At 68.4% G+C, this 18,352-nt stretch carries 18 protein-coding genes; 14 read left to right on the forward strand and 4 right to left on the reverse strand.

The window, feature by feature from the left end:
• Positions 1–19: 19 nt before the first annotated feature.
• Positions 20–763: a 23S rRNA (guanosine(2251)-2'-O)-methyltransferase RlmB gene (gene rlmB / locus EV687_RS13115; protein WP_122227839.1), complete on the reverse strand. Its 744-nt coding sequence runs from the start codon at positions 761–763 to the stop codon at positions 20–22.
• A gap of 185 nt (positions 764–948) precedes the next feature.
• Between rlmB and EV687_RS13120 the strand changes: the two genes are divergently transcribed.
• From EV687_RS13120 to EV687_RS13150, 7 genes are all read left to right on the forward strand, one after another.
• Positions 949–1,386 carry an HIT family protein gene (locus EV687_RS13120; protein ID WP_122227836.1) on the forward strand — a complete coding sequence of 146 codons (438 nt, stop codon included), beginning with the start codon at positions 949–951 and terminating at the stop codon, positions 1,384–1,386.
• A gap of 195 nt (positions 1,387–1,581) precedes the next feature.
• Complete coding sequence (purL, locus tag EV687_RS13125) at positions 1,582–5,598, forward strand: phosphoribosylformylglycinamidine synthase (protein ID WP_122227833.1); 4,017 nt, start codon at positions 1,582–1,584, stop codon at positions 5,596–5,598.
• A 35-nt stretch (positions 5,599–5,633) separates the two neighbouring features.
• Entirely contained in the window at positions 5,634–6,380 is a 747-nt protein-coding gene (locus tag EV687_RS13130; protein ID WP_122227830.1) for a hypothetical protein, read from the forward strand.
• Positions 6,381–6,445: 65 nt separating this feature from the next.
• Positions 6,446–7,468, forward strand: a complete 1,023-nt coding sequence (locus tag EV687_RS13135; RefSeq protein ID WP_122227827.1) for an LLM class flavin-dependent oxidoreductase — start codon at positions 6,446–6,448, stop codon at positions 7,466–7,468.
• An 88-nt stretch (positions 7,469–7,556) separates the two neighbouring features.
• Positions 7,557–8,744 carry a Bcr/CflA family multidrug efflux MFS transporter gene (locus tag EV687_RS13140; RefSeq protein ID WP_122227824.1) on the forward strand — a complete coding sequence of 396 codons (1,188 nt, stop codon included), beginning with the start codon at positions 7,557–7,559 and terminating at the stop codon, positions 8,742–8,744.
• A gap of 57 nt (positions 8,745–8,801) precedes the next feature.
• A complete protein-coding gene (locus EV687_RS13145; protein WP_122227821.1) occupies positions 8,802–9,728 on the forward strand; it encodes a TIGR01777 family oxidoreductase in 927 nt (308 codons plus the stop codon).
• Positions 9,729–9,803: 75 nt separating this feature from the next.
• On the forward strand, positions 9,804–10,061 hold the full coding sequence (locus EV687_RS13150; protein ID WP_122227818.1) for a DUF2789 domain-containing protein: 258 nt from the start codon (positions 9,804–9,806) through the stop codon (positions 10,059–10,061).
• Between the two features lie 162 nt (positions 10,062–10,223).
• Here the strand turns inward: EV687_RS13150 and queC are convergent, their stop codons facing one another.
• The 3 genes from queC to EV687_RS13165 form a co-directional block, all read right to left on the reverse strand.
• Complete coding sequence (gene queC, locus EV687_RS13155) at positions 10,224–10,967, reverse strand: 7-cyano-7-deazaguanine synthase QueC (protein WP_207226465.1); 744 nt, start codon at positions 10,965–10,967, stop codon at positions 10,224–10,226.
• An 8-nt stretch (positions 10,968–10,975) separates the two neighbouring features.
• Positions 10,976–11,644, reverse strand: coding sequence for a 7-cyano-7-deazaguanine/7-aminomethyl-7-deazaguanine transporter (locus tag EV687_RS13160; protein ID WP_122227812.1), 669 nt, complete (start codon positions 11,642–11,644; stop codon positions 10,976–10,978).
• 79 nt (positions 11,645–11,723) lie between these two features.
• Positions 11,724–12,959: an MFS transporter gene (locus EV687_RS13165; protein ID WP_122227809.1), complete on the reverse strand. Its 1,236-nt coding sequence runs from the start codon at positions 12,957–12,959 to the stop codon at positions 11,724–11,726.
• A 181-nt stretch (positions 12,960–13,140) separates the two neighbouring features.
• Here EV687_RS13165 and EV687_RS13170 point away from each other — a divergent pair, with 181 nt between their 5' ends.
• From EV687_RS13170 to EV687_RS13200, 7 genes are all read left to right on the forward strand, one after another.
• On the forward strand, positions 13,141–13,824 hold the full coding sequence (locus EV687_RS13170; RefSeq protein ID WP_122227806.1) for a lysophospholipid acyltransferase family protein: 684 nt from the start codon (positions 13,141–13,143) through the stop codon (positions 13,822–13,824).
• A complete protein-coding gene (locus EV687_RS13175) occupies positions 13,824–14,765 on the forward strand; it encodes a phosphatidate cytidylyltransferase (protein WP_122227803.1) in 942 nt (313 codons plus the stop codon). The genes EV687_RS13170 and EV687_RS13175 overlap by 1 nt, the downstream gene beginning before the upstream one ends.
• Positions 14,762–14,998, forward strand: a complete 237-nt coding sequence (locus EV687_RS13180; protein WP_122227800.1) for a cysteine-rich CWC family protein — start codon at positions 14,762–14,764, stop codon at positions 14,996–14,998. The genes EV687_RS13175 and EV687_RS13180 overlap by 4 nt, the downstream gene beginning before the upstream one ends.
• A 44-nt stretch (positions 14,999–15,042) precedes the next feature.
• A complete protein-coding gene (locus EV687_RS13185; protein WP_122227796.1) occupies positions 15,043–15,369 on the forward strand; it encodes a thioredoxin family protein in 327 nt (108 codons plus the stop codon).
• A gap of 202 nt (positions 15,370–15,571) precedes the next feature.
• Complete coding sequence (locus tag EV687_RS19420) at positions 15,572–15,847, forward strand: YchJ family protein (protein ID WP_423201088.1); 276 nt, start codon at positions 15,572–15,574, stop codon at positions 15,845–15,847.
• Positions 15,848–16,189: 342 nt separating this feature from the next.
• Positions 16,190–17,593, forward strand: a complete 1,404-nt coding sequence (locus tag EV687_RS13195) for a hypothetical protein (RefSeq protein ID WP_122227790.1) — start codon at positions 16,190–16,192, stop codon at positions 17,591–17,593.
• Positions 17,590–18,351 (forward strand): hypothetical protein, encoded by a 762-nt coding sequence (locus EV687_RS13200; protein WP_122227787.1) that lies wholly within the window; start codon positions 17,590–17,592, stop codon positions 18,349–18,351. The genes EV687_RS13195 and EV687_RS13200 overlap by 4 nt, the downstream gene beginning before the upstream one ends.
• Position 18,352 lies beyond the last annotated feature (1 nt).

Consider the following 18,352-nt stretch of genomic DNA (forward strand, 5'->3'; position numbering starts at 1 on the left):
GGTGTCTTGCGGCGGTATCTCAGCCGGCGCTGCTGCGCTGGCGCAGCGCCTCGTACAGGCACACGCCGCTGGCAACCGAGACGTTGAGACTCTCGACGGCGCCCTGCATCGGGATGCTGACCAGTTCATCGCAGGTCTTGCGCGTCAACTGCCGCATGCCGGGGCCTTCGGCACCGAGCACCAGCGCGGTGGGGCCGGTGAAGTCCTGCTGGTAGAGCGTCCTGGGCGCATCGTCGCTGGTGCCGACGATCCAGATGCTGCGCTCCTTGAGCTCGCCCAGCGTGCGCGCCAGGTTGGTGACCATGAAGTAGGGCACCGTCTCGGCCGCGCCGCTGGCCACCTTGGCCACCGTGGCGTTGAGGCCGGCGGCATGGTCCTTGGGGGCGATGACGGCGTGTGCGCCGGCACCATCGGCCACGCGCAGGCAGGCACCGAGGTTGTGCGGATCGGTCACGCCGTCGAGCACCAGCAGCAGCGGCGGCACGTTCAGGCCGTCGAGCAGGTCGTCGAGCGAGTGCGCCAGCGGCACCTCGGTCACGCGCGCGGCCACGCCCTGGTGGCCGTGGCTGCCGGCCAGCTTGGCGATGCGCAGCGAGTCGGCCTCGATCAGGCGTGCACCAGCCTCGCGGGCACGCTCGAGGAACTGCTTCATGCGCGCGTCGCGCCGTGTGCCGTCGAACAGCACCTCGACGATGGAGGCCGGCGCGGTCTTGAGGCGGACGGTGACGGCGTGGAAGCCGAACAGGACTTTGTGTTGGGACATGGCAGAGGCTGCGGGCAGGCAGCGCCGAAGGCAGTGGAACGGGGCATTATCCCAACAAAAGGCAGCCCCGCCAAAACCCCGCCGTGGCGTGCGACTGGCCGGCCGCGCCAGTCACTGCGCCGGTCAGTCGCGCACGCAGATGCAGGCACAATGGTGCGCGTTGACCGTTGAAGGAATTTTCCGCCATGAGCTACGACCCGAACAACATCTTTGCCAAGATCCTGCGTGGCGAGGCGCCCGCGGTGCGCATCTACGAGGACGCCGACACGCTGGCCTTCATGGACATCATGCCGGAGGCCGATGGCCACGTGCTGGTGATCCCGAAGGAGCCTGCCGAAGATCTGCTGGCGCTCTCCGAGGCCGGCGCTCAGGCCGCCATCGCCACGACCCGGCGCCTGACCATCGCCGTCAAGCATGCCATGGGCGCCTCCGGAGTGCGGGTGGCGCAGTTCAACGGCGCCGATGTCGGCCAGACCGTGCCGCACTGCCATTTCCACATCGTGCCCCATGTGCCTGGCGCGCCGCGCCGCAACCATGCCGATGCCGCACGCATGGCCGATCCCGCCGCGCTCGAGGTGATTGCCGCCAGGATCCGCGCCAGCCTGGCCGAGCTGGCCGCTTGACGAGGTCCTGAGGCGGGCTGCTCGCGCAGCCGCGCCTGTGGCTGCGGCAGGCACGGGCGTTCCCGCTCGCTGCGGGAGCCAGACTTGTCATCGTTGCCTTAAAATGGCGCACTTCCATCGGCAGAGCCTGTGGCCGCCTGCCGGCTGGCAGCCCTCTTGCTTCCGCACCGCCCGTCATCTCCACAAGGCAGCCCCGTGTCTTTGTTCATCTCCCAGTTCGAGGGCGGCAACGCCCTGAGCGACTTCCGCGCCCAGAAACTCCTGCCGCTGCTGCAGGCCATCCACCCGAAGATCGAGGCCATCGCTGCGCGCTACCTGCATCTGGTGGCCACCGAGGCCGCGCCCGATGCGGAGCTGACCGGGCAGCTGGCGCGCCTGCTGGAATATGGCGAGCCGTTCGTCGAAGGCGCCGCAGTGGCCACCGTGCTGGTCACGCCGCGCGTCGGCACGCTGAGTCCCTGGGCGTCCAAGGCGACCGACATCGCGCACAATTGCGGCCTGGCCGTCAAGCGCATCGAACGCGCCGTCGAATACCGCATCCAGCTGAAAAAAGGCCTGCTGGGCAAGGCCGAGTCGCTGTCCGATGCGCAGTGGCAGCAGCTGGCAGCCTTGCTGCACGACCGCATGACCGAGTCGGTGCTGCCGGGCCGCGAGGCGGTGCCGGCGCTCTTTGAGACCCTGCCGGCCGCGCCCATCGAGACGGTGGACGTGCTGGGCGGCGGGCGCGCGGCGCTCGAGGCCAGCAACCGCGCCTGGGGCCTGGCGCTGGCCGATGACGAGATCGATTACCTCGTCACGGCGTTCACGCAGCTCGGACGCAATCCAACGGATGTGGAGCTGATGATGTTCGCGCAGGCCAACAGCGAGCACTGTCGCCACAAGATCTTCAATGCCGCCTTCACCATCGACGGCGAGCCGCAGGCTAGGAGCCTGTTCGCGATGATCCGCAACACCCACCAGCTGCACCCCGAGCACACCGTGGTGGCGTATTCGGACAATGCCTCGGTGATGGAAGGCCATCGCATCGAGCGCTTTGCAGCCAGCGCCAGTGCCGAGGGGAACCCGCGCCACTACACGCGCGAAGGGGCGTTGCACCACATCCTGATGAAGGTCGAGACGCACAACCACCCGACCGCCATCTCGCCGTTTCCCGGCGCCTCCACCGGCGCGGGCGGCGAGATCCGCGACGAAGGCGCCACCGGCCGCGGCTCCAAGCCGAAGGCCGGCATGACGGGCTTCACGGTCTCGCGGCTGTGGGGCGGGCTCTCGGACCAGCCCGGTGGCAAGCCCGGCCACATCGCCAGCCCGCTGCAGATCATGATCGAGGGCCCGCTTGGCGGCGCCGCCTTCAACAACGAATTCGGCCGCCCGAACCTGACCGGCTATTTCCGCGAGTACGAGCAGGACATCGCCGGCGTGCAGCGCGGTTTCCACAAGCCCGTCATGATCGCCGGCGGCCTTGGCCAGATCGCGGCCGACCAGACGAAGAAGATCGAGTTCCCCGCCGGCACGCTGCTGATCCAGCTCGGCGGACCGGGCATGCGCATCGGCATGGGCGGCGGCGCGGCCAGTTCGCTGGCCACCGGCACCAACGCGGCGGATTTGGACTTCGACTCCGTGCAGCGCGGCAACCCCGAGATCGAACGCCGGGCGCAGGAGGTCATCAACCAGTGCTGGCAGCAGGGCGCGGCCAATCCCATCCTGGCGATCCACGACGTGGGCGCAGGCGGCCTCTCCAATGCCTTTCCGGAGCTGACCAACGACGCCGGCCGCGGCGCGCGCTTCGACCTGCGCAAGGTGCCGCTGGAGGAGTCGGGCCTCTCGCCCAAGGAAATCTGGAGCAACGAGAGCCAGGAACGCTACGTGCTGGCGATTGCGCCTGAATCGCTGGAGGCCTTCACCGAACTGGCCGGGCGCGAGCGCTGTCCGTTCGCGGTGATCGGCGTGGCCACCGAGGCGCGCCAGCTCGAACTGGTCGATGCCGAGAACCCGCAGGCGCCGCAACCCGTCGACATGCCCATGGACGTGTTGCTGGGCAAGCCGCCCAAGATGCACCGCGACGTGCAAAGCATCGCACGCGAGGTTCCGCCGCTGGACGTGACGGGAGTGGATCTGCAAAAGGCCGTCATCGACGTGCTCAGCCACCCCACGGTGGCCAGCAAGCGCTTTCTGATCACCATCGGCGACCGGGCCGTCGGCGGCCTCACGCACCGCGACCAGATGGTCGGTCCCTGGCAGGTGCCGGTGGCCGACGTGGCCGTGACGCTGGCCGACTACCAGGGCCTGGCCGGCGAGGCCATGAGCATGGGCGAGCGCAGCCCTGTGGCCGCCATCAACGCACCGGCTTCGGGGCGGCTGGCGATTGCCGAGGCCATCACCAACCTGCTGGCCGCGCCCATCGAACTCGGCCGTGTCAAGCTCTCGGCCAACTGGATGGCCGCCTGCGGTGAGCCTGGCGAGGACGCCGACCTCTACCGCACCGTGCAGGCCGTGGGCATGGAGCTGTGCCCCGCGCTGGGCGTTTCCATTCCGGTGGGCAAGGACAGCCTCTCGATGCGCAGCGTCTGGCAGCATGAAGGCGAGGCGCGCAAGGTCACCTCGCCGGTCACGCTGATCGCCAGCGCCTTCTGCACCCTGGCGGACGTGCGCGGCACGCTCACGCCGCAGCTCGATGCCAGCGAGGCCGATACCACGTTGATCCTCATCGACCTGGGCAAGGGCCGCCGCCGCATGGGCGGCAGCCTGCTGGCGCAGGTGCTCGGCCAGCCTGGCGGCGAGACGCCCGACCTGGACGATCCGCAGGATCTCATCCGCCTCGTCGATGCCGTCAATGCGCTGCGCGCGCAGGGCCGCATCCTCGCCTACCACGACCGCAGCGATGGTGGCCTGCTGGCCACGGTGGCCGAAATGGCCTTTGCCGGTCACGTCGGCGTGGCGCTCAACCTCGACATCCTCATCACCGAAGGGGACGGCATCAGCGACAGCCGCGCCGAGTATGGCGACGCCAAGAACTGGGCACAGCAGATCGGCGCGCGCCGCGAGGAGCTGACGCTCGAAGCCTTGTTCAACGAGGAACTGGGCGTGGTGCTGCAGGTGCGCACGGCCGAGCGCAATGAGGTCATGCAGACGCTGCGCGCGCATGGCCTCTCCAGGCACAGCCACTTCATCGGCAAGACCCGCCCGCCGCAGGCACCGCTCGACGACGGCAAGGGCCAGCTGCAGGTCTGGCGCGACACCAGGAACGTCTTCAGCGCCACCCTGTTCGACCTGTTCCAGGTCTGGGACAGCGTGAGCTGGAAGATCGCCCGCGAGCGCGACAACCCGGCCTGCGCCGACCAGGAGCATGCCGCCGCCGGCCGACCCGACGACCCGGGCCTGCATCTGGCCCTGCGCTTCGATCCGGCGGAGGACATCGCCGCGCCCTACATCGGCAAGGCGCGGCCCAAGGTCGCCATCCTGCGCGAGCAGGGTGTCAACTCCCACGTCGAGATGGCCTATGCCTTCAGCGAAGCCGGCTTCGACGCGGTGGACGTGCACATGAGCGACCTGCAGGCCGGCCGCGAGCGGCTGGAGGACTTCAAGGGCATCGTCGCCTGCGGCGGCTTCAGCTATGGCGACACGCTGGGCGCCGGCGTCGGCTGGGCGCGCTCCATCACCTTCAACCCGCGCCTCTCGGACGCGTTCGGGCAGTTCTTCGCCCGCCCCGACACCTTCGGCCTGGGCGTGTGCAATGGCTGCCAGATGTTTGCCGAGCTGGCCGCCATCATCCCCGGTGCCGGGCACTGGCCGCGCTTCACCACCAATCGCAGCGAGCGCTTCGAGGCGCGCCTGAGCCTGGTCGAGGTGCTCGACTCGCCGAGCCTCTTCCTGCAGGGCATGGCCGGCAGCCGCCTGCCGATCGCCGTGGCGCATGGCGAGGGCTTTGCCAATTTCAGCCGCCAGGGCGATGCCGCGCAGGTGCTGGCGGCCATGCGTTATGTCGACCATCACGGCCAGGCCACCGAGCAATACCCGCTCAACCCCAACGGCAGCCCCGGCGGCCTCACTGCGGTGACCACCGCCGACGGCCGCTTCACCGCCATGATGCCGCACCCCGAGCGCGTGTTCCGCAACGCGCAGATGAGCTGGACGGACCTGGCCGCCACCGGAGGCATCGCCGCCAAGAGCCCGTGGATGCGGATCTGGCGCAATGCGCGCAAGTGGGTTGGTTGAATACCGGTTCGACTTTTCAAGGACAGGCATGAAGCATGGCGCTTGACGTGAAGAAGATTCTGGTGGCTGGTGCTGCCATGCTGGCTGGCTTGGTTTATGCATCAGAGGCCGACCGGCATCTTGCTGCGGCCTTGCAGGACATGCAGTCGATTGCCACGTTGATCCAAGAGAACGAAGTGGGCCGCCAGGCTGATCGTGCTAGCGCCATCGCCGAATTGCCGATGCTGATGAAGCGCTTGCGTGGGCAACTGGCACAAGCTGAGGCCTTGGGGCATCCCGTCGCCGTCTATTGGACCTTTTATTGGGATGTGCCGATGGGCGTCCCTGGGTCCGGCCAATGCCAACGGCTCTCCGATGCCTCCGCGCAGGGGCTGCTGGCTGCCAGCGTTCTGTACCTGCGCAGATGCACAAGCTATTTCTCCGGTCCCGGCAGCGGTATGACTGATGAGGCGACTGCCGCGCTCTTGACGCGGATGGAGGTGCAACTGCAGGCCGTTGCAGACCCGTACGTGCAGTACTATCCACTGGCGTTTCGGGCTCCGGGCTGTGGGTATGCCGACACCTTGATGCAGGTGGCACGGATGTCCTATCAAGATTTTCGTGGCGAGGGCTATTACTTGCTGGCGTTGGCAACCATGAAAAACGCGGGGGAATCTCTCGAATCGGCGCTGCGAGTCATGGAGCACATGAAGAGATCCCGTGCACTGGGTTGCGACAACCCCATGGTTGAACGTTGGCACTCCATGTCGCGCGACGAGTTGCAGGACGCCTTTCCTGAATGAGGCCAATGGGTGGTTTCTGCGCGGTGAAGGCGTGTTCTCGTTAACCCACTTCTGGTGGTGATCAGATGAAAAAAATCGGCTTTCTCTCTTTCGGGCACTGGACACCTTCTTCCCAATCGCAGGTGCGTTCGGCTTCGGATGCGCTGAGGCAATCCATCGACTTGGCCGTGGCCGCCGAGCAGCTGGGCGCGGATGGCGCGTACTTTCGGGTGCACCACTATGCGTGCCAGCTGGCTTCGCCGTTTCCGCTGCTGGCGGCGGTGGGCGCGAAGACCAGCCGCATCGAGATCGGCACCGCCGTCATCGACATGCGCTACGAGAACCCACTCTACATGGCCGAGGATGCCGGCGCGGCCGACCTCATTGCCGGCGGGCGCCTGCAACTGGGCATCAGCCGCGGCTCGCCCGAGCAGGTGATCGATGGCTGGCGGCATTTCGGCTACCAGCCGGCCGAGGGCGAGACGGACGCCGACATGGGCCGGCGCCATGCGCAGGTGTTTCTGGACATCCTGCGCGGCGAAGGCTTTGCCGAGCCGAACCCGACGCCGATGTTTCCCAACCCGCCGGGGCTGCTGCGCATCGAGCCGCATTCCGAGGGCCTGCGCGAGCGTATCTGGTGGGGGGCGGGATCCAATGCCACGGCGGTTTGGGCGGCCCAGCTCGGCATGAACCTGCAGAGCTCGACGCTCAAGGACGACGAGAACGGCCAGCCTTTCCATGTGCAGCAGGCCGAGCAGATCCGCGCCTACCGCCAGGCCTGGAAGGAGGCCGGCCATGCGCGCGAGCCGCGCGTCTCGGTCAGCCGCAGCATCTTCGCCATCGTCGACGAGCGCGACCGGCTGTATTTTGGCGGCGGCGGTGAGCAGAACGACCAGATCGGCTACATCGATGCCAGCACGCGCGCCATCTTCGGGCGCAGCTACGCGGCCGAGCCCGACGTGCTGATCAAGCAGCTGGCAGGCGACGAAGCGATCCGCGAGGCGGATACGCTGCTGCTGACCATTCCCAACCAGCTGGGCGTGGACTACAACGCCCACCTCATCGAGGCCATCCTCACGCACGTGGCGCCCGGCCTGGGCTGGCGCTGAGCACGGCCGCCCCTGAGCCTGCTTTCTTGTCCTCCGGCAGCGCATCGTCGCTCATGGATTTTCCTCGTTTTTTCCGGATTCCTTGCCCATGCCCATTCTTCGACGGCCAGTGCCCTTTGGCGTGCTGGTGACCGTGCTGGCCATTCTGACGGCCTTCGCCCCCTTCGCCACCGACATGTACCTGCCCGGCATGAGCCTGATGGAGGGCGCATTCCAGACCACGCCGGGCCGCATGCAGGCCACGGTGTCGGTGTTCTTCCTGGGCCTGGCGATTGGCCAGGTCATCTACGGACCGCTGAGCGACCGATTCGGCCGCAAGCCGCCGTTGCTGGCAGGCACCGTCATCTACACGCTGGCTGCGCTCGCCTGTGCCTGGGCCAGCAGCGTGGAGATGTTCATCGCGCTGCGCCTGCTGCAGGCCCTCGGTGGCGCGGCAGGCATGCTGATCGTGCGCGCCATCATCAGCGACCTGTTCGACAGGACCGAGACGGCACGGGTGCTGTCCCTGATGATGATGGTGATGATGCTCGCGCCCATCATCGCACCGCTGGCGGGCGGCTGGCTGATGGTGCACCTGGGCTGGCAGAGCATCTTCTGGTTCATGTTCGGCTATGGCCTGCTGTGCGTGGCGCTGGCGCTGTGGTGCGTGCCCGAGAGCCTGCCGCCCGCGCGTCGCCAGCCGCTGGGCTTTGCCAGCACCTTCGAGGCCTACCGCAGCCTGCTTGGCCAGGCGGCCTTCGTGGTGCCGGCGCTGGCGGCCGGGCTGGCCATGGCCAGCATGTTTGCCTACATCACCGGCTCCGAGTTCGTGTTCATCCAGCTCCATGGCCTGACGCCGCAGCAATACAGCGCGCTGTTCGCCTTCAATGCCTTTGGCATCATCCTGGCGAACCTGATCAACCGGCGCTGCCTGCTGCGTTGGCCGGTCGAGCGCATCATGGGCATGGCGCTGGCCGCGCATGGCGCGCTGGGACTGGTGCTGCTGGCGGTGGTCGGCACCGCGGCGCCGCTGATGGTTTTCGTGCCGGCGCTGTGGCTGTTCATCCTCACGCTGGGTTTCATCGGTGCCAATGGCGCGGCAGTGGCCATGGGGGCCACGGGCCGGCATGGCGGCAGCGGTTCGGGCCTGATCGGGCTGATGCAGTTCAGCCTGGCCTTCATCGTCAGCAGCACGGTGGCCGCAACGCAGAATGGCACGGCCTATCCGATGGTGCTGGCCATCATGGTCTGTGCGCTGGTGGCTTGCGGGGTGTGGTTTGCCGCCCGCCGGCACTGAGAACCTGTTCACGATCTTTGCGTGGGTTGCGCCGCCGCTGGTGGCAGGGGGAATGTGATGCGTGTGGCATTGACGGGTGGCAGTGGTTTTCTCGGGCAGGCGCTGAGCGCGCGGCTGCTCGCCGCCGGCGCCCGGGTGTGCTGGCTCTCGCATGCCCCCGAAGCCGCGTGCGGCAAGGTTCCAGCGGGCATCGCGGTGCGCGGCTACGACCAATTGCGCCCGGACGATGAATGGGATGCGCTCATCAACCTGGCGGGAGCGCCGATTGCCGACCGCCGCTGGAGCGCCGCGCGCAAGCAAAGGCTGCTGCAAAGCCGGCTCGTGCCGACACAGGCGCTGCTCGACTGGCTGGCCACTACACACCGCAAGCCACGCGTGCTGCTCAGCGGCTCGGCCACCGGCTGGTATGGCAACCAGGGCGATGTGCTGCTCGATGAACGCAGCGGCTTTCACGACGAGTTCGCACACCGCCTGTGCGCGCAATGGGAAGAGGCCGCCTTGTGCGCGCAGCAGCACGGCGTGCCGGTGGCGCTGCTGCGCACGGGCGTGGTGCTGCACCCTTCGGGCGGCATGCTGGCACGGCTGGCGCTGCCGTTTCGCATGGGCCTGGGAGGGCGCCTGGGCGACGGCCGGCAATACCTGAGCTGGATTGCGCTGCAGGACTGGGTGGCAGCCGTCCTCTGGCTGCTGCACGCGCACCTCGACGGTGCCGAGGGCGATGCCGCGCAGGCGCTGACCGGCCCGGTCAACCTGACCGCGCCGGTGCCTGTGACCAATGCGCAGTTCACCCGCGCCTATGCGGCGGCGTGCGCCCGGCCCGCGCTGCTGCCGGTGCCGGCGGCGCTGCTGCGCCTGGGCCTGGGTGAGCTGGCCACCCTGTTGCTGGATGGGCAGCGGGTGTTGCCGACACGCCTTGGCGAGGCCGGTTTCGCGTTCCGCTTCGCCACGCTGGAGGCGGCGTTGGCGGCGGAGGCCACGGCATAATGGGCCGTTGAACCGCGCCCATGCCCGACGGGGCAGTCGCGGCCAGTCCCAACCGAATTCTGCAAGGAGCCCGCCATGAACGAAGCACAACCCCGCATGACCAACCTGTTCCTCCAGCTCGGCCTGGACGCCAGTCCGCAAGCCATTGCCGCCTTCATCAAGACGCACCAGTTGCCGGCAGATGTCACCATCGGCGATGCGCCTTATTGGGACGAGGCGCAGCGCCAGTTCATCACTGAACAGCTCAAGGCCGACGCCCCCTGGGCGCTCATCGTCGACGAACTCAACGAATCCCTGCACGAGGACGCCACGAAGGCCGAAACGGGGCTGTGATGCCTTGCCGCCATCGCTCCAGATGCATCGCATCTGGATGCGGTGACGTGAACAACGAGCCAACGAGCCAACGAGCCAACGAGCCAACGAGCCAACGAGCCAACGAGCAAAGGGCCGCTTTCTGAGCGGCCCTTTGTCTTGCTGAATGATGGTTACTGATGGTCAGGCCTGCGGCATGCCCTGGTGGGCTGCTTGCGCTGCCAGCCAGCGCGCATGGCCCTGGGCCCGCAGTTCGCAGGCCGGGCAACTGCCGCAGCCATGGCCCCAGGCGTGCAGGTGGCCCGGCCCGCGCAGGCCGAGGTAGCAGGTGTGGCTGTCGGTGCGCACCAGTTCCACCAGCGCCGTGCCGCCCAGCTGCCAGGCCAGTTCCCAGGTCCGGGCCTTGTCCAGCCACATCAGCGGCGTCTCCAGTGTCAGCGGGCGTTCCACGCCCAGGCTCAGCGCCACCTGCAGGGCCTTGAGGGTGTTGTCGCGGCAGTCCGGGTAGCCGGAATAATCGGTTTGCGACATGCCGCCGACCAGCACCTCCAGATCGCGCCGGTAGGCCAGTGCCGCCGCCAGCGTGAAGAACAGCAGGTTGCGGCCGGGCACGAAGGTGTTGGGCAGGCCGTCGGCCTGCATGGCAATCGCCACGTTCTCCGTCATGGCGGTGCCACCGAGCTGGCCGAGCACATCCACCGTGAGCAGGTGATCCTCGCCCAGGCGCTCGGTCCAGCTGGGCTGCAGCGCTGCCATGCCCTCGCGCAGCCGGGTGCGGCAGTCGAGCTCGACACGGTGGCGCTGACCATAGTCGAAACCGATGGTCTCGACATGCGCGTAGCGCGCCAGCGCCCAGGCCAGGCAGGTTGCTGAATCCTGCCCGCCCGAGAGCAGCACCAGCGCACGCCGCGGCTGCAGCGCGTCCATGCGCATCGTCATGCCACCGGCGCTGCCAGCGTGCGCTGGCGGGCCGCGCGCAGGATCGCCGCCAGCACCACGCCGTAGGCGGGCACGAAGAACAGCAGGCTGACGGCCAGCTTGATGACGTAGTCGACGATGGCGATCTCGACCCAGTGGGCCGCCATGAACGGATCGCTGCTGTGCCAGAAGGCGATCGAGAAAAACGCCGCGGTATCCAGCGCCTGGCCGAACACCGAGGAAGCAGCCGGCGCCACCCACCAGGGCACGGCGCTGCGGCGGATGCGGTCGAACACCTGGATGTCCAGCAGCTGCCCCAGCACATAGGCGGCAAAGCTGGCGAAGGCGATGCGGAACACGAACAGGTTGAACTCGGCCAGCGAGGCGAAGCCGTTGAAGCGGCCCTCCTGGAACAGCACCGAGACGATGTAGGACGCAAGCAGCGCCGGCAGCATGGTGCGGGCGATCACGCGGCGCGCCTCGGTCTTGCCGATCAGCCGCACCGTCAGATCGGTGGCCAGGAAGATGAACGGAAAACTGAAGGCGCCCCAGGTGCTGTGGAAACCGAACAGATTGATCGGCAGCTGCACCAGATAGTTGCTGGCGATGATGACGGCGATGTGGAACGCCACCAGCAGGGCAAGGTAGAACGGCACCCGTTGCGGCGGGGCTTGAAGGGCAGTCATGTGAATCCTTTTTGAAGACTGGGTGAGGGAACCAGCGATGGAAAAGCGGGCTATTTTACGCGGCCTTGACGAGCCGCATTCAAATACGCCGCGCCACCATGCCCGCTGCCGTCAGCAGGGCGCCCAGCAGGGCCAGCAGCGCCAGCCAGCCGCCGTGCTGCCACAGGTAGCCGGCGGCATAGCCGACGGCGCTCGAACCGAGGTAATAGAAGCACAGGTAGAGCGCCGAGGCCTGTGCCTTGGCGCCTTCGGCGCGCGCGCCCACCAGGCTGCTGACCATCGAGTGGGCGGCGAAGAAGGCCATGGTGAACAGCGTCACGCCCAGCACCAGCAACGGCAGCCAGTCGATGGCGCACAGCAGCACGCCCAGCAGCATCGCCGCGATTGCGCCGCACAGCGCCCGCCGGCTGCCCAGCCTCCGGCTGAGGCGGCCGGCCCAGCCGGCACTGAGGATGCCGCCCGCGTAGGTGAGAAACAGCAGGCCGGAGGCGCTGGCGGGCAGCGAGAAGGGCGGTGCCTCCAGGTGAAAGCCCACGTAGTTGAACATGGCCACGAAGCAGCCCATCAGCAGGAAGCCCTGCATGAAAAGCCGCCGCAGGGCCCGGTTGCGCAGGTGCCGGCCGAAGTTGCCCAGCAGCGTATCCCCCAGTGGCGGGGCCTGTGGAGCACGCGCCTGCCGCGCCTGTGCCTGCCGCGCATTGGAGAGGCGCGAAGGTGGCAGCAGCCAGGCGAACAGCAGCAGTGCCAGCACCGCCAGCAGGCCGATGCCGCCCAGCGCCGCGGGCCAGCCGCCCAGGTCGGCGAGCAGGGCCGAGAGCGTGCGCCCGAGCAGGCCGCCGAGCACCGTGCCGCCGATGTAGAGGCCCATGGCCGAGGCCACCGAGCCTTTCTCGAACTCCTCGCTGACATAGGCCATGGCCAGCGCCGGCAGGCCTGCCAGCACCAGCCCCAACAGCACGCGCAGCGCCAGCAGCAAGGGCCAGGAATCGACCATGGCGCACAGCAGCGCGGCGCCGCAGGCCAGCGCCAGCGCGGCGCTCATCATGTGTTTGCGGTTGACGGTCTCGGCCAGCGCGCCGGCCGGCAGCAGCGCCAGGGCCAGGCTCAGCGTGCTCAGCGACAGCGCCAGGCTGCTGGCGGCCGCCGAGATGCCGAAGTGCCGCGCCAGCAGTGGCAGCAGGGGCTGCACGCAATACAGCATCGAGAAAGTCGCGAAACCGGCGCAGAACAGCGCCAGCACCGCCTTGGTGAAATCCGGCGTGTGCGGCGCTATGGTGGCGACGGTGGAAGAGGGCGGGGGAGCAGTGGCTGGCATGGCGAGGCGCGGCCGCCAGTGTAGCGCTGTGCCGTCGGGGCTGCTGCAGAGCGGCTGACGGCATCGCGGTCAGCGCCGGAGCTTGTTGCACAGGTGTCTGTCACCCGTGGTGCCAGTGCCGCGCACCGGCGGGCGGCATGCCAAAATGCCGGTTTCATGGCCTTCGAGCAGTCCCGACGATATGAGTCTTTCCGCCCAGCTTTGCGCCAGTGCCATTACCGGGCTGGCGCGGGCGCTGACCGGTGCGCGCAGCCTGTGGCTAGGCTGCGCGCCGGTGCCCGCGCAGCGCATCTACTTTGCCAACCATTCCAGCCACAGTGATTTCGTGCTGCTGTGGGCTTCGCTGCCGGCGCAGCTGCGCCGGCGCACCCGGCCGGTGGCCGGTGCCGACTACTGGAGCCAGGGGTGGCTGCGCCGCTACATCATCGACCAGGTGTTCCATGGCGTGCTGGTCGAGCGGGGCGGTGCCAAGGCCACGCCGCTTGCCACCGATTCCAATGCCGGTGCCGCCGCCGATGGGCAGGCGCCGCGGCATGATGCGCTGGAGCCGCTCAAGGAAGCGCTGGCCGCGGGCGACTCGCTGATCATTTTCCCGGAAGGCACGCGCAACATGGACGAAGGGCTGCTGCCGTTCAAGAGCGGCATCTACCACCTGGCGCAGGCGTTCCCGGGCGTCGAGCTGGTGCCGGTGTGGTTGGGCAACCTCAACCGCGTCATGCCCAAGGGCCGGCTGGTGCCGCTGCCGCTGTTGTGCACGGTGAGTTTTGGCGAACCGCTGCAGGTGCAGCCGCAGGAGGGCAAGGACGCCTTTCTGGCGCGTGCGCGTCAGGCGCTGCTGGATCTGGCCGGCAAGGAGGCGCACTGATGGCCCACGATACGCTGATTCTGTCGTCCATCATCCTGGGCCTGCTGGTGCTGGCCTCGGTGGTGGGCTTTGTGCTGAAGATGCGCGCGGACTTCGCGCCACACGCGGTGATCGACAACCTCAACGCGCGCATCAAGGCCTGGTGGGTCATGATCGCGGTACTGGGGCTGGCCTTTGCGCTGGGACGCACGGCGGTGATCCTGCTGTTCCTGGGCATCTCCTTCTATGCGCTGCGCGAATTCATCACGCTGGCCCCCACGCGCCGGGGCGACTATTTCGCGCTGCTGATCGCCTTCTACGTGGCGCTGCCGCTGCAGTACTGGCTGATCGCGATCGACTGGTACGGCCTGCTGTCCATCCTGATTCCGGTCTATGGCTTTCTGCTGCTGCCGATCTTCGCGGCGCTGGGCGGCGACACCACGCGCTTTCTGGAGCGCACCTCCACCGTGCAGTGGGGCGTGATGATCGCCGTCTATTGCATCTCGGCCGTGCCTTCGCTGATGCTGCTGAACATTCCCGGCTACGAGGGCCGCAACCTGCTACTGATCGCCTGGCTGGTGCTGGTGGTGCAAAGCTCGGATGTGTTGCAGTACGTGTGCGGCAAGTTGCTGGGGCGGCACAAGATCGCCCCGGCGCTCTCGCCCTCGAAGACCGTCGAAGGCTTCGTCGGCGGGGTCGCGCTGGCCGCGCTGCTGGGTGCGGCGCTGTACTGGATCACGCCGTTCTCGCCCTGGCATGCGTTGCTGCTGGCGCTGCTGGTGACCTTCCTGGGCTTTGCCGGCGGGCTGGTCATGTCGGCCATCAAGCGCGACCGTGGCGTCAAGGACTGGGGTTCGATGATCGAGGGCCATGGCGGCATGCTCGACCGGCTCGACTCCATCTGCTTTGCCGCACCCATCTTCTTCCATGTGGTGCGCTACTACTGGGGCGCGCCGGCATGACGGCGAGCGGGGCCGGCCAGTGCCCGCTGTGCGGCCAGCCCAACCAGTGCGCCGTGGCCGCCGGTCTGGCGCCCGCGCAGTGCTGGTGCATGCAGGCGCACATTGCGCCTGTGGCGCTCGCGCGTGCGAGGCAACTGCGTGCACCCGGCGCACCGGCGCGGCAGTGCATCTGCCCGGCCTGCGGCGCTTGTACGGAGGCGCCTGATCCGCATCGCCAGAGCTGTGATCAGTGATCAGCGATGGCGCCGGCTCCGCTTGAAGGAAAAAGGAACTCGACATGTCCGACCATGACTACCAGCCAGAGACCATGCGCCGCGCCGAGGCAGAACAGCTGCCCGGTGCCGTGGTGCTCGATTTCGGCGCCAACTGGTGCAGCATCTGCAATGCCGCACGGCCCGTCGTGGATGCCGCGCTGCGCGGCACCCCCGGGGTCCGGCACATTCGCATCGAGGATGGCAAGGGGCGGCGGCTGGGCCGGGAATTTGGCGTCAAGCTCTGGCCTTCCCTGTTCTTCCTGCGGGACGGACAGGTGGTGGCCGAACTGGTGCGCCCGCAGCAGCAGGCCGATGTCGAGGCGGCGCTGCGCCAGCTCAAGCGCGGCTGAACATGGGTGAGCACCCATGAATGAGGCACCCGGAGCCCGCCTCGCCGCCATGCCTGCGCCGGAAGCCCCTTGTCCCTGTGGCCAGCAGAGCAGTGGCAGGAAGCCGCATGCGTTGGCGTTCGGCGCTTGCTGTGGCCGGTTTCTGCTGCCGGCGGCACAAGCTATACGGGCTGTACCGGTGGCGCCCGATGCCCAGAAGCTGATGCGCTCGCGTTACACCGCCTATGTGCTGGAGCTGGGTGATTACCTGCTGCGCACCTGGCACCCGGATACGCGTCCGGCGAACCTTGATTTGGGCGAGCCGGTGCGCTGGCTGGGCCTGGAAGTGCGCCGCCACCAGGTCATCGATGCGACGCATGCCGAGGTCGAATTCGTGGCCCGCTACCGCCAGCAGGGCCGCGCCGTGCGCATGCATGAGCGCAGCCGTTTCGTCCTCGAAGCGGGGCAGTGGCTCTACGTGGACGGCGATTTCCTGTAGCGGTCGCAGGCGGCCCGAGGCGGGGCTCTCAGAACCTGTTCACGATCTGTTCGAGGGCCACGTTGCCCCGGCGAGGGTTTGTGTGTCACACCGCAGCGCACCCGGACACCCCGAAGGGCAGGAGGTCGATAACGCACCGGGTGGCGGTGCCCGCCTTGCCCGGACCGGCACTCTGGGCTGCGACGAGTGTCTTGCGCACTGCATTTTTTGGGGCCTCCTGCACGCCTCCTGAGCCTCCGGTGCAGACCGCCGCAATGGCGGCTGCCGCGGCCGACGGCATAGACCGGCAGCCTGCCGCCAGGGCCGCCGGAACCGGCTCCGAGACTGGGCATAATCGGCGCGATGGAATCAACACGCGATCACGAAGACGATGATGCCGGGGACCAGGAGGCCCGCAACGAGGAGGGAGGCAGCTTCGAGTCCCATTTCCGCAGCCCGGAACTGGCGGCCGAGTCGCACCTGGCCTGGGTGCTGGGCCAGCGGCTGGAACTGCTCGATGCATTGCGCGGTCTGTTCTCCGGGCCACGCCATTGGGCGCAGTTGCGGCTGTGGTGCTTTCTGGCACTGGCCGGCCTGCCCAAGGGCCGCATTGGCCGCGACGACCTGAACCAGCTTTTCCACGCCCTGCAGCCGCAGGCGCTCGAGCATGTGCTCAAGCGCCTGCGCGATGCCGGGCTGCTGGTCTGGGACGTGACCCTGCAGGACTACACGCTCTCAGCCGTGGCCCGGCAGGTGCATGGGCTGCTGGTGCCGCTGAGCCATGTCTCCGGCGAGGACGACGAACTCGGCGCGATCCTGGCGCAGGTGGCCGGCGCGCAGGCGCTGGGCCTGGCCGACGCCAGCCAGTTGCAGCATCTGCATGCCCAGCTGGCACGCCTGCACGATGAGTTCGCCGAGGCCATTGCCAGCGGCTCGGAGGCACGGCTGCGCGAGGTGCAGCCGCGCTTCGAGCGCGCGTTGGCGCTGGTCGACCGCGCCGGGCAGGCACTGACGGCGCTGATCCGCGCCGATGGCGACGATGCCCGCCTGGAACGCGAGGCGCGTGCGCTGGGCCATGCGCAGGCGCGGCTGCTGGCCATGGCCAGCCAGTTCACGCGCGCCATGCAGCAGCTCGATCGTCAGCGCGTCACGCTGGGCAGCACCGGCGTGACCAGCTCCGATGTGCGTGCCTGGTTGGGGACGCAGACGGCGCTGCACCGCCTGCTCAATGGCGCGCTGGCGGGCAGCGTCCGGCCTGTCTTCATCAGCCCGCACGACATGCTGGATGTGGCGGAGGCCGAATTCGAGCGCGACCGCCCCGATCCGGCGCGCAGCGCCGGCCTGCCGCCGCCGGCAACCGCCGCGGATGGCGCACTGGATGTGCCCAGCCTGCCGCAGGAGTTGCACGAGCTGATCGGCCTGCTGCAGCAGTGGCAGGCCGTGCCCGGCCGCGATGCGCAAGACCCGTCCGCCGCACACCAGCCATCGGACCAGCCGCCGGATCACCCGCTGGCCGAGGCGGTGCTGGGTGGCCGCTTCGCCCAGGCGGCCTACCGCATGCAGTTGCTGCCGCTGCTGGGCGACCGGCAGGCCCAGACCCTCAAGGGCCGTACCGGCGAGTTGGCCCGCTCGGGCTGGCAGGCCGAGCTCCGTGCCGAGATCGTGCCGGTGGACCACTTCGCGGTGGCTGCCATGAGCGAGGGCCGCCTGCGCCACCCCGGCGCGGCCGGCCTCACCCCAGAATCGAATCCGGAACACACACCATGAATGCACCCGATGAAGCCGCCCTGCTGGTGGCCGAGCTGCTGGCGCGGCGCTGGCTGCCGCGCCAGCACCCGCGCGTCAAGCGCGCCCTGGTCGATGCCGAGCTGTGGCAGGGCGTGGAGGCGCGCCTGGCCCAGATTGGCCTGCGGCTGGTCGACAACATCCATGCCGACCATGTCACCACCGCATTGCTGCGAGGCACCGAGCACGCCGTGTTCGGCGAAACCGGCCTTGGCAGCCACAGCAACTTCGATCTGCCGCGCGATGGCGTCTCGCTGCTGGTGGTGCTCTGGGCACTGATCGTGCTGCCCAAGCGCGAGCGCCAGGCGGCGCGCGAGGACGAGGAGGCGCAGGGCGAGATGTTCGGCGAGGCGCGGCCCATGCCGCGTGCGGCCAGCGTCAGCCCGACCATTTCGTACAAGGCCTTGCTGGCCGATTTCGGCAACCAGCTCGGCAAGAAGACCCGGCTGGACGGCAACCTCAAGCGGCTGGAAAACCATGGCTTCATCGTGCGCCGCGGCGACGACATTGCCGAAGGCCCGCTGCTGGACCTGCTGCTCGACTACGACATCCTGGCGCCGCGCATCCTCGACGGCACGCTGGCGGCGGTGCTCGAGCGCGCGCGGGCCGAGACGGCCCAGGCGGAAACCGAGGCCGTGCCGGCGCCCGCGCCTGCGTCCGAAGGGCAGCCGCCGCAGACATCCACCGCGGCGTCCGAAGCCGAACCCGGCGCTGCTGCGCCTCAATCCCAGGAGCGCTGAA

The organism is Corticibacter populi (genome assembly GCF_004217315.1).
GTDB classification, from domain to species: Bacteria; Pseudomonadota; Gammaproteobacteria; order Burkholderiales; family Burkholderiaceae_C; genus Lampropedia; species Lampropedia populi.